The 13,522-nt window shown below is 56.8% G+C and carries 14 protein-coding genes; 8 read left to right on the top strand and 6 right to left on the bottom strand.

Annotation, left to right across the window (positions count from 1 at the left end; translation table 11 throughout):
- Positions 1–25 precede the first annotated feature (25 nt).
- From VEV40_RS20275 to VEV40_RS20265, 3 genes are all read left to right on the top strand, one after another.
- On the top strand, positions 26–589 hold the full coding sequence (locus tag VEV40_RS20275; protein WP_324834897.1) for a hypothetical protein: 564 nt from the start codon (positions 26–28) through the stop codon (positions 587–589).
- A 227-nt stretch (positions 590–816) separates the two neighbouring features.
- Positions 817–1,122 carry a hypothetical protein gene (locus tag VEV40_RS20270; RefSeq protein ID WP_324834896.1) on the top strand — a complete coding sequence of 102 codons (306 nt, stop codon included), beginning with the start codon at positions 817–819 and terminating at the stop codon, positions 1,120–1,122.
- A gap of 206 nt (positions 1,123–1,328) precedes the next feature.
- Positions 1,329–2,237 (top strand): cation diffusion facilitator family transporter, encoded by a 909-nt coding sequence (locus VEV40_RS20265; protein ID WP_324834895.1) that lies wholly within the window; start codon positions 1,329–1,331, stop codon positions 2,235–2,237.
- On the opposite strand, the gene VEV40_RS20260 is transcribed toward VEV40_RS20265, so the two are convergent.
- Positions 2,234–4,216 (bottom strand): ATP-dependent DNA ligase, encoded by a 1,983-nt coding sequence (locus VEV40_RS20260; RefSeq protein ID WP_324834894.1) that lies wholly within the window; start codon positions 4,214–4,216, stop codon positions 2,234–2,236. The two genes, VEV40_RS20265 and VEV40_RS20260, sit on opposite strands and share 4 nt — an antisense overlap.
- Positions 4,217–4,278: 62 nt before the next feature.
- On the opposite strand from VEV40_RS20260, the gene prfA reads away from it, so the two are divergent.
- From prfA to VEV40_RS20240, 4 genes are all read left to right on the top strand, one after another.
- Positions 4,279–5,355: a peptide chain release factor 1 gene (gene prfA, locus VEV40_RS20255; RefSeq protein WP_324834893.1), complete on the top strand. Its 1,077-nt coding sequence runs from the start codon at positions 4,279–4,281 to the stop codon at positions 5,353–5,355.
- Between the two features lie 154 nt (positions 5,356–5,509).
- Positions 5,510–6,364 (top strand): peptide chain release factor N(5)-glutamine methyltransferase, encoded by an 855-nt coding sequence (gene prmC, locus VEV40_RS20250; protein ID WP_324834892.1) that lies wholly within the window; start codon positions 5,510–5,512, stop codon positions 6,362–6,364.
- Positions 6,365–6,373: 9 nt separating this feature from the next.
- Complete coding sequence (locus tag VEV40_RS20245; RefSeq protein WP_324834891.1) at positions 6,374–7,630, top strand: aminopeptidase; 1,257 nt, start codon at positions 6,374–6,376, stop codon at positions 7,628–7,630.
- 104 nt (positions 7,631–7,734) lie between these two features.
- Complete coding sequence (locus VEV40_RS20240) at positions 7,735–8,727, top strand: zinc-dependent alcohol dehydrogenase family protein (RefSeq protein WP_324834890.1); 993 nt, start codon at positions 7,735–7,737, stop codon at positions 8,725–8,727.
- Between the two features lie 29 nt (positions 8,728–8,756).
- Here the strand turns inward: VEV40_RS20240 and glgA are convergent, their stop codons facing one another.
- The 4 genes from glgA to VEV40_RS20220 all read right to left on the bottom strand — a co-directional run bounded on the left by glgA (position 8,757) and on the right by VEV40_RS20220 (position 11,556).
- A complete protein-coding gene (gene glgA / locus VEV40_RS20235; RefSeq protein ID WP_324834889.1) occupies positions 8,757–9,974 on the bottom strand; it encodes a glycogen synthase in 1,218 nt (405 codons plus the stop codon).
- Positions 9,975–10,167: 193 nt separating this feature from the next.
- Complete coding sequence (locus VEV40_RS20230; protein WP_324834888.1) at positions 10,168–10,713, bottom strand: glutathione peroxidase; 546 nt, start codon at positions 10,711–10,713, stop codon at positions 10,168–10,170.
- 27 nt (positions 10,714–10,740) lie between these two features.
- Positions 10,741–11,136, bottom strand: coding sequence for a hypothetical protein (locus VEV40_RS20225; protein ID WP_324834887.1), 396 nt, complete (start codon positions 11,134–11,136; stop codon positions 10,741–10,743).
- A 66-nt stretch (positions 11,137–11,202) separates the two neighbouring features.
- Positions 11,203–11,556 (bottom strand): hypothetical protein, encoded by a 354-nt coding sequence (locus VEV40_RS20220; protein ID WP_324834886.1) that lies wholly within the window; start codon positions 11,554–11,556, stop codon positions 11,203–11,205.
- 232 nt (positions 11,557–11,788) lie between these two features.
- Between VEV40_RS20220 and VEV40_RS20215 the strand changes: the two genes are divergently transcribed.
- Positions 11,789–12,178, top strand: coding sequence for a VOC family protein (locus tag VEV40_RS20215; RefSeq protein WP_324834885.1), 390 nt, complete (start codon positions 11,789–11,791; stop codon positions 12,176–12,178).
- Here VEV40_RS20215 and VEV40_RS20210 read toward each other — a convergent pair.
- On the bottom strand, positions 12,175–13,410 hold the full coding sequence (locus VEV40_RS20210; RefSeq protein ID WP_324834884.1) for a pentapeptide repeat-containing protein: 1,236 nt from the start codon (positions 13,408–13,410) through the stop codon (positions 12,175–12,177). The genes VEV40_RS20215 and VEV40_RS20210 overlap by 4 nt on opposite strands.
- Positions 13,411–13,522 lie beyond the last annotated feature (112 nt).

The raw sequence follows: 13,522 nt of genomic DNA, 5'->3' as shown, positions 1-13,522 counted from the left end.
GTTGGCTGGCGTTTCGCGGACAGCTTTGAAAATCGCACATCAAAATGTCCGGGGACGTGCTGTTGCCGGGCCGGTCTGGGGTATTCTGCTGCTAGACGGTGTTATGAACGGCTTTTCCCTGCGAGACCCTCAGGTTATCGGAACATTGGCGGCTGCCGGTCTTTGCCTGGGCGGCGTAGCTATCTATTATGCCCTGCGGAAAAAGCCCACGGCGGAGGAAATTGAGCGCCAGCGCCGGGCATATCTGGTGCAAACCGGGCGGATTATCGACGGGACACTGCTCGACATCTCGGAGCTTGATGCAACCGAGAGTGGACGGCCCGGCGGGATGCAACTGCTTCTCTACAAATACGAGATTGGCGGCGTGGAGTATGAATGCTCGCAGGAGGTGACCCCACTGCGCGACCTCGTGGATATCCATGACTGCCGTCTGGGCGTGCCCTGCTCCGTGCGATATGACACGCATAAGCCGGAAAACAGCATAGTTGTAGCTGAAACGTGGAGCGGTCTGCGCGGACCGGCGAATTCGTCCCCGAAGCGTCAGGTGACGGCAAGCAACTCGCATTCGCCAGCGGCACCTCAGGCTTGACTCTTTCTGATCGGGCATGAGTCAGATACATCCTTGAGCCAGCGTTCGCCTGAGTCGCGGCGCGATGGCAAAGCTCAAGCGGAGAGCGCCAAAGGGTTACCTCGCTATTTTTTATATATCATGCTTGAATGGCCACCCGGCTAGCCTCAGGCGGCTGCTGTTTTGCCGATACCCAATGCTTGCTTGCTCCGCAGCAAGCACATATCTGACTTCGAGCAACGACTAAATTGGCAATCAATATCAGCATGAATTCAACAAAGAAAATTCCTGCCAGCGAGGTGAGAAGAGTGAAAGCCTATACCAGCAGCAATCCATGGAAATGCAGTAGCGCGAATTGCAAAAACTACGCCAACTTCAAAAATGAAGATGGAAAGCAGTTCTATTGCGGAAATTGCGCAAAACGCGTACTCAGAACAAATGCCTATGAAGCTGCAGCTGCGCTGCTTCGATGGATTGATTCAGAGCGTGGTATCGGACGCTGCACATCCCAAGCTGCTTATAGCTATCCAGCAGAGTTGTTCGATAGTTACTGACGCGAATTTAGATTGAGACAACATGCTACAGAAGCAACCGCGCAGCAGAGGAAAGACCACCCGATCCTTGTCGGGTGGAACAGCGGCAGGAACTTCACAGGGCCCGTCTTCGGCGCGTCGACTAATTTAGCGGCCTAGCAAGCATTATCGAGCGCAGCTTACACTAGAGTCTGACGATGCACGTACATGGAGCACCAACGGCCCGGATGCAGCGCGTGCTGCGCTTTTCGCTGATGGCGACGCTCGCCTACGTGGTGCTGACGTTTGCCGCCGGGCTGCGGGCACATTCGCTGGCGCTTATTTCCGAGGCCGGGCACAACGTTTCTGACGCGTTGGCGCTGCTGCTTTCCTTTGTCGCCGTGTACTTTCAGAGCCGCCCTCCAACAGACGCAAAGACCTTTGGCTATCAGCGCGCCGGCGTGCTCGCGGGATTCGTGAACGCACTTACGCTGATCGTGATTGCTGTGTTAATCGCGATCGAAGCTGTGCACCGGTTGAGTGAGCCAGTACATGTGCAGCCTAGGCTGATGATGATTGTGGCCGCGGCCGGCGTGCTGATGAACGGCGTGATTGCGGCGCTGCTGTGGCGCGTGAATACGGATGTGAATATTCGCAGCACGTTTATTCACATGCTGGGAGACACGCTCTCGACGGCAGCGGTGATCATTGGCGGCGCTGCGATTCTGTGGACGGGGCAGTCGTGGATCGATCCCGCGCTCTCCCTGGCGATTGCCGCGTTGATTGTCTGGTCGTCGCTCTCGATTGTGCGGGAGACGCTGAACATTCTGCTGGAGGGAACGCCGCAGGGGCTTTCGCTCTCGGAGATTCGCGAGACATTGCGGCTGATTCCGGGAGTCGAAGATGTGCATGACCTGCATGTCTGGAGCCTCGGATCACAGACGCATGCCCTGGCCAGCCATGTGACCATCGCCGACATTCCTCCTTCGGAGAGCAACCGCATTCTTGAAGAGATCAAGACGATGCTGCATTCTCGCTTTCACATCGACCACACGACAATCCAGTTTGAAAACTCCGGCTGCGAAGTGGCTCACGGATGCGTGATGGCGGTGGAAGAAGTGCAGATGCATGCGCACCATCATGGGCATAGCCATTAGCTGTCAGTAGGCTTATCCGGTTGCGCGTTGTAAATATCTTCAGCCCGCTCCAAAGTATCGATCTCACTGACCGGCTTGTCTGTACGGATTCGCAGGATGCGCGGGAAGCGCAGCGCAAATCCGCTGTTATGGCGGTCGGAGTGCATGATGTTGTTGAAAGCGACTTCGAGGACAACCAGCGGCTCGACGGTGCGGAATCCGCCGTAGTCTTCGAGTGTGTGCTGTTTGAAAAATTCTGTCAGTTCGTCGATTTCCGCATCTGTAAGGCCGGAGTAGGCTTTGCCTATATTTTTCAACTCGTCGCCGTCTTTTACGGCAAAGGTGTAGTCGCTCAGCACTCCTGCGCGGCGGCCATGCCCGTATTCGGCTCCGGTTACAACCACATCGAGTGTTGCCAGTTCGCGCTTCAGCTTGAGCCACGCCAGGCCGCGCCTTCCCGGCTGGTAGATGCTGTGCAACGCTTTCAGCATGACGCCTTCATTGCCGCGCTCGCGTGCTTCAGTGTAAGAGCGGTCGAGCTGTTCAGCGCTGCACAGTTGCACGGCTGGCGCGAGAATGAGGTGAGCGAAGGTATTGCTGGAGTTTTCAGCAAATAGGTGAGCTTGTCCGCGCTGCGCGCAGTTTATCGTTCCTTCCGCATGCCTTCCTACAAACTGCTCCAGTGCGCTCCGGCGTTTGCTTAGAGGGTATTCCAGCATCAGTTCTTCGCCCAGGTAAAGAAGGTCGAAGGCAACGAAGACGACAGGAGTGCGCTCGCGCATCTCGCGTGAGACGCGCCTTCGTCCGAGGCGCTGTTGCAGTGAGGTGAAGGGCAGGGCGCGCTGGTCAAAAGGGTTCCAGGCGACAATTTCTCCGTCGAGGATGGCGGGTTCATTGATCTGCTCGAAGGCTTCCATGAGTTCGGGGAAGCTTTCGCCGATGTCTTCGCGATTGCGGGAGAAAAGGGCCACGCGTCCCGGCTGCCTAGACTCGCCGCAATGGAGCTGTGCGCGGATGCCGTCGTATTTATCTTCAAGTTGAGCCTCGCGGACAGCTTGCTGAGCTGATGTCTTCTCAGGAGACGAAGGTATGCGCTCTTCTTCGGGCAGAGCTTCGGAAATTCCGGCGTGTTCGGCGGCGATCTCCTGGCTGAAGCGTTCCAGAGCTTCGTCGACGGTAGCAACGGGGCTTGCCAGCATGAATCCGAGAGCGTGGAAGAGACGCATGTGCGCCTGCTGCAGGGTGCCGGATATTGCCATCGACGTGACTTCAGGCAGGCTTCCGGTGAGCATGACGGCGCGGCGTACTTCGGCGGGCTGTGTGTTCCAGGCATGGGCGATGGCCTCTTCAACAAGGCTTTGTTTGACGCCAATGCGCATGTCGCCGGTGATGAGCTTGATCAAGTACTTTGTTTCGAGCGGCGTTGTTTTTTCGAGCAGCTCGAGGAGCAATGGCAGTTTGCCCGTGGGGCCTTTTGCATTGGCTAAATCTGCAAATGCGTATTCGACACCTTCGAGGGTTCGCGATGAAGCGATATTCTGACGGACCTGGAACAAGTCAAAAGCGGCTGCGCCCAGGTCGCCGTTTCGCCGATATGCCGCGTACATGGCGTTGCGGTCTGCGCCGGAGAGTTGCGCTACGGCCTTTGAGAGCAATGAGCCTCCAACATTGAGATTTCTGCTATCGGTCTCGGCAAAAGGCTGACCTGACAGGTAAAGAGCGGCCCGGGATGCGTCTTCGGCCGAGAGCGATTTCAGGTAATCTCCAATCAAGGCGCGCTTTTCGAGCTTCCTGCTGGTGGCGGAAAGCTGCTCGCAGAGTTCAGCAAATGCTTTGAGAGGCGCGCTCATCGTATCGACTATAGCTGCGGAAACGCTTCCGGCGCTTCCCGACTGGATGGATAAGGCTTTTTCCGCAGTCAAAAGCGCGGTAAAATAAAGATAATGCAGTTCGATCCTCAGAACGGCGTTCTTCTCTAGCGGCTCCCGCCGCCGATACATTCGTTCGTCTTTTTCTCCCCTCCAATTCACATGTAACCGCGCAGAGCGCAGGAGAAGCCGTTATGTTTGAGCGTTTAGACCAGATTGCAGCACGTTATGAAGAGCTGGGCGAGCAGCTTGCCTCGCATGAGATCGTTTCTGATCCACAGAAGTATCAGAAGATTGCCAAGCAGCACCGCGACCTCGAAGCCGTGGTCGAAAAGTACCGCGAGTATAAGGAGATCCAGACGGGCATAGCTGACGCGCGGACGCTGCTGAATGAGACGGACGCCGACATCCGCGCGATGGCGGAAGAAGAACTCGCCGCGCTTGAAGAGCGCCTGCCGAAAATCGAAGAAGAACTGAAGCTGGCGCTGCTGCCTAAGGACCCGAATGACGAGAAGAACGTCGTACTGGAAATCCGCGCTGGCACTGGTGGTGACGAAGCTTCGCTTTTTGCGGCGGAGATATTCCGCATGTATTCGCGCTTTGCCGAGCTGCATCGCTGGAAAGTTGAGGTGCTCTCAGCTTCGGAGTCTTCGGTTGGCGGTTTGAAGGAAGTCATCGCCATCATCGAAGGCACAAGGGTCTATTCGCAGTTGAAGTACGAGAGTGGTGTGCATCGCGTGCAGCGCGTTCCGGCGACGGAAACGCAGGGGCGCGTGCATACTTCGGCAATCACGGTCGCGGTATTGCCAGAGGCCGAGGATGTTGACATCAAAATCGAGGCGAAGGACCTGCGCATCGACACGTTCTGTTCTTCTGGGCCGGGCGGGCAGTCGGTAAACACGACCTACTCTGCGGTTCGGATCACGCATATTCCCACGAACACCGTTGTCAGTTGCCAGGACGAGAAATCGCAGATCAAGAACCGCGAAAAGGGCATGCGTGTGCTGCGCGCGCGTCTCTACGAAATCGAGATGGAGAAGCAGCAACAGGCGCTGGCGAAAGAGCGCAAGCAGCAGGTTGGTTCCGGCGACCGCAGCGAGAAGATTCGCACTTACAACTTTCCGCAGAACCGGCTGACCGACCATCGTATCGGGTTGACGATCCACCAGTTGACGGATGTGATGGACGGCAAGCTGCAGCCTGTCGTCGATGCGCTAACCTCGTATTTCAATGCTGAGCGATTAAAGGCGAGGACGGCTTCGGCGGCTTGAAGACTCTTGTAACTATTGAGTGAGGTGTCATCCTGAGCAACGCGAAGGATCTGCTTTTCTTTGTCGAGCAGCATAAGTTTGTAGGCATACCCTTTGAAAGAAGAGCCACCACTCGAAACACAAAGAGATCCTTCGCTGCGCTCAGGATGACAAAGTGCCTCGCAAGAAGCTTCAACTCAAACAAGCCGTGGATCAAGGCGCAGACAAACTCTCAGGCATCTCTACGCAGCCGCGCCGCGATGCGGAGTTGCTGCTGTTGAACGTCATCAAGCGCGATCGCGCTTTCTTGTTGACACATCCCGGCACTCAACTAACACCTGAGCAGGCCATGCAGTATGCAGAGTGGCTGCAGCGGCGCACCGCGCATGAGCCAATCCAGTACATTCTGGGCGAGCAGGAGTTTTTCGGACTTACGTTTGCGGTTACGCCGGATGTGCTGATTCCGCGTCCGGAGACGGAGCATCTGGTTGAAGGGCTGCTGGCGCGCGTGCCGCACGATCAGCCGTTGCAAATCGTTGATGTCGGCACCGGTTCGGGCGCAATTGCTGTAGCGCTGGCCCATTCGCTGCAGCTAGCGCAACTAACGGCACTCGATATCTCGGATAGCGCGTTGGCAGTGGCACAGCGGAATGCTAAGACTCATCAGGTTGCTGGCCGGATGCGGTTTCTTAAGTCTGATCTGCTGGATGCAGTAGCTGGCGAACACTTCGATGCAGTGGTTTCGAATCCTCCTTACGTGGCGGAAGCAGATCGCGAGTCCCTGGAGCCGCAGGTCCGCGACTATGAGCCTGCTGTAGCACTCTTTGGAGGGGCAACAGGATTTGATGTATACGAACGGCTGATTCCGCAAGCGCGCAAGTCGCTGAAACCTGGAGGCTGGCTGCTGATGGAAATGGGCCTCGGGCAGAAGAAATCTCTGGTTGGGTTGCTCTCGGATTGGGATGAAGTCAGTTTTGTCGATGATCTGCAGCGGATTCCGCGGGTCGCATGCGCGCGCCGGAAGGCATAGACTTGAAGCATGACCACTGCCGCAGTTGCCGCTGAACAGCTTACTCACGAACAAAAATTAGACCGTCTTGCCGAGGTTGCCGTCCGCGTCGGGCTTGGACTTGAGCGCGGGCAGGAACTGGTAATGACCGCATCGCTCGATTCGCTTGCGCTGGCGCGCCGCATCACCGAACATGCTTATCGGGCAGGCGCTTCGCTGGTGACGACACTCTTCACCGATGAGGAAGCGGCGCTGATGCGCTACAAATTTGCTCCCGATGAGAGCTTTGACCGCGCTCCCGCATGGCTCTATGACGGCATGGGTGCGGCTTTCAAGAGTGGTGCCGCGCGGCTGGCGATTGCCGGAGCAAATCCTTCCCTGCTCTCGAGTGAAGATCCTGAGAAAGTTGGTCGAGCGAACCGGGCTGTTTCCAAAGCTTATCGTCCTGCGTTGGAGTTAATTACGCGTCACGAGATTAACTGGACCATTGTTGCCAGCGCCACTCCAGCCTGGGCGGCGGCGATGTTTCCCGAGGACGCGCCCGATGTAGCGCTGGCGAAGCTTTGGGATGCGATTTTTGCCTCGTCGCGTGTCGATGCAGACGATCCGGTGGCGGCATGGAAGGCGCACGATGCCGGACTGCACAAGCGGGCTGCATATCTGAATAAAAAACGCTATTCCGCCCTGCAATATCGCGGGCCGGGTACGGATTTTCGTCTCGGTTTGGCCGATGATCATCTGTGGCTTGGCGGCGGCACCACAGCGGGCAACGGCGCATACTGCATTCCGAATATGCCGACGGAAGAGGTCTTCAGCACTCCGCATAAGAACCGCGCCGACGGTACGGTGACCGCGACCAAGCCGCTTTCGCACCAGGGCACGATGATTGAAGGCATCCAGGTGCGCTTTGAAAGCGGCCGGATTGTCGAAGCGCAAGCAACCAAGGGGCAGGAAGTGCTGCAGAAGCTGATCGACACCGACGACGGCGCGCGGCGGCTGGGCGAAGTGGCGCTGGTGCCGCACTCGTCGCCGATTGCTGCGAGCGGGATGCTCTTCTTCAATACGCTCTTCGATGAAAATGCCGCCTGCCACATTGCGCTTGGGCAGTCCTATAGCTCATGCCTTATCAATGGCGACAAGCTTACGCCGGAGCAGCTTGCAGCCAGAGGCGCGAATGAGAGCCTGATACATGTGGACTGGATGATCGGATCGGACAAGCTGGACATCGACGGCATTACCGCAACAGGGGCGACTGAGCCGCTGATGCGGCAGGGCGAATGGGTATAAAGCAGTAATGGTTTGCTGCGCAGTCATATCGCTTATTACATAGTTCGATACTTTTCGAATCGACAGTGGCAGACCTTCCATCCAAACCACACGAGAGGTGGTTCATGCCAAAGGTGGTTCGTTTTCATGAGCTGGGTGGTCCCGAAGTCTTAAAGATTGAGGAAACTGCCACACCGCAGCCAGGCAAGGGTGAAGTGCGGTTGAAGGTGCAGGCCGTAGGGCTAAACCGGGCCGAGGCCATGTTTTTCCACGGCAACTATCTGGAACAGCCGAAACTCCCATCGCTGCTTGGATATGAAGCCGCGGGCGTAGTAGAAGCCGTTGGCCCGGATGTGGATCGGGACTGGATAGGCAAGCAGGCTGCAGTCGTCCCGTCATTTTCCATGAACAGCTATGGTCTTCTGGCGGAAGAGGCGGTTGTGCCGGCGTTGGCGCTCGGCGAATATCCGGCGAAGCTATCAGCGACAGAGGGCGCGGCGACTTGGATGCAGTACTTGACGGCGTACGGCGCATTGATTGAAATCGCACAGATCAGAAAAGACGACTTTGTGCTCATCACAGCGGCCTCAAGCAGCGTGGGGCTTGCAGCCATTCAGATGGTCAAGGCTGAAGGCGCGGTTCCCATTACCACCACAAGAACGAGCGTCAAAAAGGCGGAATTGGAAGCGCTGGGAGCCGACCATGTGATCGCCACCGAGGAGGAAGATCTGGTGGCCCGTGTCAAGGAAATCACCGGCGGCAAAGGTGCGCGGGTGATTTTCGATCCGGTGGCAGGGCCGTTTGTCGAGAAGCTGGCAGAGGCCGCGGCGCAAAGTGGAATTCTTATTGAATATGGCTCTCTATCGCTTGCGCCTACGCCTCTCCCGTTGTTCACAATGTTTGGCAACAGGATGGTCATTCGCGCCTATACGCTGTTTGAGATTACCGGCGATCTGGCGAAGCTGAAAGACGCGAAGGAATATGTATATGAGCGGCTGGAGGATGGCCGTTTTCAGCCGAAGATCGCGAAGACCTTTCCGTTTGCGCAAACGGTGGAGGCGTACCGGTATCTTGAATCAAATGCGCAAGTGGGAAAGGTTGTAATTACCGTTCCGTGAGCATAGCCTCGCCCTCATAAGTGCATAGTTCACTTCGATCCGGCGTAAATCAACTGACGATAGAGGTCTATCGTCTGATCGGCGATGGCAGTCCACGAGAAATGTTCTTCAACTCGCTTGCGGCCTGCCTGACCGAATTGTTTTGCTTTCGCCGGATCGGCCAGCAGGTCTGAGATCTTTGCCGCCAGATCGCGGGCAAACCTGGCTGGCTCTGTCGGAAAACCAGTAGTCGCATCCTGCTCAAAGGGCACAAGGTAACCGGTGGCGCCATCGACGACCACTTCGAGAATGCCTCCGGTGGCGCTGGCGACGACGGGGGCCTGGCAGGCCATCGCTTCGAGGTTGATGATGCCGAAAGGCTCATAAACTGACGGGCAGCAGAAGACGGCGCAGTTGCTGTAAAGCTGAATGGCTTCCTGCTTGGTGACCATCTTCTCGATCCAGACGACATTAGGGTTGTAAGCGCGGGCTTCATCGACTTTGCTGCGCATTTCGGCGGCGATCTCCGGCGTGTCGGGCGCGCCCGCGCAGAGCACGACCTGGGTGTTGGGCGGCAGATAGCGGATGGCGTCGACGAGATGGGTGACGCCTTTCTGCCGTGTGATGCGGCCCACGAACAGGATATACGGCTCGCTGAGATTGACACCGAAGCCGGGCAGCGCGGACGTATCGCTGGTCTTTTGATACTGTGCAAGATCGATGCCATTGTAGATGACGTGAACGCGGTCGGCTTGCACGTCTGGGTAGGCGCGGAGGATATCAGCCTTGGTGCCTTTGGAGACAGCGATAATGGCGTCGGCATCCAGAATTGCGGTCCGCTCCATCCATGAGCTCATGGCATAGCCGCTGCCCAGTTGCTCGGCTTTCCATGCGCGGAGGGGTTCGAGGCTATGCGTGGTGAGGACGAAGGGAATCTTGTGCAGCTTCTTGGCGAGGAAGCCGGCCATCGAGACATACCATGTGTGCGTGTGGACGATGTCGACGCCGCCGAGAGCTTTGATTTGCGCAAGATTGAGGCTCATGGCTTCGAGCGCGGCGGTGAATTTCTGCGGCTCGCCCTGCGAGAGCTTGTCCCATGGCTGCGCACCGCGGACCTGGAGGTTGGCGGTGTCGGAGTTCTGGTCGCCCCAGCAGTGGACTTCGACTCCAATTTTTTTTGCGAGCTCGCGGCTGAGGTATTCGACGTGTACTCCGGCGCCGCCGTAGACGTTGGGCGGGTATTCGCGGGTCATGAGGGCTGCTCGCACGTGTGGCCTCCGGTGTGATGATTCTGTTTGCGTTGCCGGAAAATTCTAGCGGATTTCGTAAGCGAGTGTCCGTGCTTTCCCACCCTTTCTACAAGCTCAGGCTCTTTCACAAAGTGAGTGAAAGGATAGGGCACCCGAGTGAACCGCAGGTCCTCGGCTACGCTGCGCTTCACTCAGGAAGACCATAATTTTGTTACTTCGCTAACTCAGATTCGATGGCGCTTACTAATGCCGGGTCGTCGGGTTTGGTGTCGGGGGAGAAGCGGGCGGCGACTGCACCGTTGCGGGCGACGACGAATTTTTCGAAGTTCCAGAGAATCTCAGGCTCGGAATTGGGCTGGACGCCGAAACGGATGAGCTTTTCGGTGAAGGGCTCGCCGTCGGGTTTGACCGAGGTTGGCTTGGCTTCAATCAGGGCGTCGTAGAGCGGGTGCTTTTCTTCGCCGACAACAGTGATCTTTTCATACAGCGGAAAGTCCACGCTGTAGTTGAGGCTGCAAAAGCTCTGGATTTCTTCGTTGCTGCCGGGTTCCTGTCCGGCGAAGTCGTTGGATGGGAAGCCGGTGATGACAAACCCGCGATCGCGATATTTGCGGTAGAGGTTTTCGAGTCCTTCATATTGCGGCGTGAGTCCGCATTTGGAGGCGACATTGACGACAAGCATGACTTCGCCCTGAAACTCGGCGAGGGTGGTTTCTTCTCCGGTAATGCGGCGGACTGGAATGTTCTGGATGCTCATGGAGGACATTGTATGCGGTTTTTGTACTTACGAGTTGCGGGAGCACGCGGCTTTCCCTTCCTGCTGGTACCAGCGGCAGGTGGCGCGGATGAGGCAAGCGGGCAGGCCATCGGTAACGGCGTGTAGGATCTGAACGATGCGCGTGACGAGACCGCAGTCCTTGCCGTCGAAGTGGCAGCACTTTTTTTCCTGGCAGGGAGCGGCGAAGCGGAGTACCTGTGTCGGCTTGACCGGGCCAGTCATGGCCAGAATCTCGTCGTTTACGGGCAGGAATTCGTTCAGATAGGAGACTTCCGGGGCATCCGGCGTTCCGCCGATGACGCCGAGCACACGGCTGCCCTCCATATCGGGCTGCGCGCTCGGGCAATAAAGATGTTCCTCGCCCGCGCAGTGCGGTGCGGGCGAGGACGGATTCTGCGACATAAAAGTTCTCCCGCGCCGAGAGCATAGGTTGCTCTCAGCGCGATTTTTGTGCCCGGGGCAGGTTCTCTAAAAGAGAACGTGCGCTTCGGGCGGGAGCTTGAAGCCGCAGATAATGTATTTCGGCGGCAGTTTCCCGATCGCTGCTTCCGCGCCGATGGCCGCGCTCGTCTGCACTGTGCCGGCCACGGTCTGACCGAGGTGCTGGGTAGCAGCGGCAGCGATCGTGTTGGCGACGTTTGTCGCGCCCTCAAATTCAACGCCTGGACCATACCAGATGATTCCGCAAATGGTGCCGGGGTTGATGTAGGCATAAGGGCCAGCTGTGCCTGTCGGCACCTTTACATTCGCTACGGCTTTTTGCACGGCGCCTGAGAGCTGGTGAACGGAGATAGATTTTGGAGCTTTCGGTGGGGTTGCCATTGAGTGCCTCTCCTTGTGTGGATGGGACAGGGAGCGTCCCCAAGAGGGCCCGATTGACTCGGGAAACTCTACGTCTGCACAGGAACGAGGTCAAGAAAATAAACGGGATAGAATTGGCAGTCTCCTGTAGTACAACTTTCGCTGAATCTGTTCGAAACCAAACGCGGCAGAATAAATAATCCAATCAATTTTGCTGCCGCTTGTTCTCTTGTATGAAATGTGGAGGAACAACATGACAGAAATAAAGCCGCGCTGGAACATAGCTCCCTCTTTCATCGTGGATGACGTGGTAGATACGGCGAACTTCTATCGCGATAAGCTGGGTTTCCGGTATGAACGCTTCTGGGGTGAGCCCCCCTGCTTCACTATGGTTAATCGCAGCGGAATTACCATCATGCTCAGCCAGTTCGAAAAGACTGGGCTGATGCGTCCAAACAGCGCTGCCGATCCCGAGGGATCGGCATGGGATGCATATATCTGGGTGGATGATGCGGACGCACTGTATGCGGAATTCAAAGGCAAAGGCGTGAAAATCACGAGAGAGATCTGCGATCAGCCGTATCACTGCCGCGATTTTGATATTCAGGACTGCAATGGATATGTGCTGTGCTTTGGCAGCTAGGTGCGCACGGCGGCCTGGCTGTTGATCATCGCTTCTGCGCGGCGGATGACGCGGTCAGGAAGAAGATCGAGGAGGTTGCCCGGATCCTTATAGAGCAGAGTATCCAATACCCAGGGATATCGCTTGAAATGCTCAAACATGCCGTATTCGCTCTGGGAACTGAGCAGAACGGGCTGCACAGGAACGGAGGGAAGATTGGGTACGATCGTTGTCAGTTCCTGTGGGATGCTGCGGGCATCGGTGAGGTCAGCGATGATGAAGCGGGCCAGATGGGCCAGGGTGCCGATGGTTTCAGTAATGTCGCGGCTGGAGGGTCCATCGAAATCGAAGACCAGCGGAAGGTAACCGCTGCTGCGAAGCGCTTCGCGGATGCCGTGCAATGCAGACAGACGTTCCGCGGTAAATCGTCCCAGGATGAGAACAACCTTTGACGTGATTGTATCGATGCACTGGCGAATTCGGGAATTGTTCAACAGCAGGTAAAGAAACTGTGCGACTTCAAGATTGTCAACGGCAATTGAGACTTCATCCCCGCGGGTGATGACAAGATCGGACTCAATGGTTCCGGTGGAACTGAGGTTCCACGCGGAGACCCCATAGACGCGGCAGGCTGTGAGGTTGGCCCCGTCAAGTTTTGAATCGATCAATCGCGCGAACTGGAGATTGGCATTGGTGAGGTCGGCGCCGGAGAGATCGGCGTCAATGAAAGTGGCTCCTGTGAGGTTAGCTCCGCTGAGGTTCGCATCACGGAGATCGACACCAGTGAGGTTCGCCCAAAGGAATTTAGCGCCGCGTAACTGCGCGCCCACCAGGTTGGCCTGAAACAGATTGACCTTGCTGAGCTCGGCGCCGATGAGCTTGGACTGCTGTAGGTTACACTCGACCATGTGAGCGCCGGTGAAGTCAGTGAAGGAAATCTCTGCATCACGAAGATCTGCCTTGGTCAGGTCTGCTCCTGCAAAACTGGCCTCGACGATGCGTGCGCCGCGCAAATCGGCCCCATAAAGCGACGCTTTGCCGAATGCGGCGCGGTAAAGATCGGAGCGAGTGAGTTGTGTGTAGTGGAAGCGTGAATCATTCAAACTGCAATGCTGGAGGTCCGCATCCGCAAGCTCGAGCCATGAGAGCGAGACGGATGACAGATCCGGCCACACCTTAGGGTGACAGGCTCGCCATTCGTTCCAAACCGCGACTCCCTGCTGGAGGACGGCGAGATGCTCCTGGTCGGCCATTTCTTTCTCCGTGTCTGTTACGAAACCGCAGATGCGTAAAGGGGCGGCCTTTTGTCTACGGTTTATCGTATAGTGCACCAGATACTTTTGAGTTTCTAATCTTGTCCGATTT

Source organism: Alloacidobacterium sp. (genome assembly GCF_035631355.1).
Classification (GTDB): domain Bacteria; phylum Acidobacteriota; class Terriglobia; order Terriglobales; family Acidobacteriaceae; genus Alloacidobacterium.
This window is presented reverse-complemented; position numbering and strand designations above follow the sequence as displayed.

What these genes read in the sequence shown, in the direction of transcription:
- VEV40_RS20265 (WP_324834895.1), top strand. Translation starts at nt 1,329, where the DNA reads ATGCAGCGCGTGCTGCGCTTTTCGCTGATGGCGACGCTCGCCTACGTG.
- VEV40_RS20260 (WP_324834894.1), bottom strand. Translation starts at nt 4,216, where the DNA reads ATGTATCGGCGGCGGGAGCCGCTAGAGAAGAACGCCGTTCTGAGGATC.
- prfA (WP_324834893.1), top strand. Translation starts at nt 4,279, where the DNA reads ATGTTTGAGCGTTTAGACCAGATTGCAGCACGTTATGAAGAGCTGGGC.
- VEV40_RS20245 (WP_324834891.1), top strand. Translation starts at nt 6,374, where the DNA reads ATGACCACTGCCGCAGTTGCCGCTGAACAGCTTACTCACGAACAAAAA.
- VEV40_RS20240 (WP_324834890.1), top strand. Translation starts at nt 7,735, where the DNA reads ATGCCAAAGGTGGTTCGTTTTCATGAGCTGGGTGGTCCCGAAGTCTTA.
- VEV40_RS20230 (WP_324834888.1), bottom strand. Translation starts at nt 10,713, where the DNA reads ATGAGCATCCAGAACATTCCAGTCCGCCGCATTACCGGAGAAGAAACC.
- VEV40_RS20225 (WP_324834887.1), bottom strand. Translation starts at nt 11,136, where the DNA reads ATGTCGCAGAATCCGTCCTCGCCCGCACCGCACTGCGCGGGCGAGGAA.
- VEV40_RS20220 (WP_324834886.1), bottom strand. Translation starts at nt 11,556, where the DNA reads ATGGCAACCCCACCGAAAGCTCCAAAATCTATCTCCGTTCACCAGCTC.
- VEV40_RS20215 (WP_324834885.1), top strand. Translation starts at nt 11,789, where the DNA reads ATGACAGAAATAAAGCCGCGCTGGAACATAGCTCCCTCTTTCATCGTG.
- VEV40_RS20210 (WP_324834884.1), bottom strand. Translation starts at nt 13,410, where the DNA reads ATGGCCGACCAGGAGCATCTCGCCGTCCTCCAGCAGGGAGTCGCGGTT.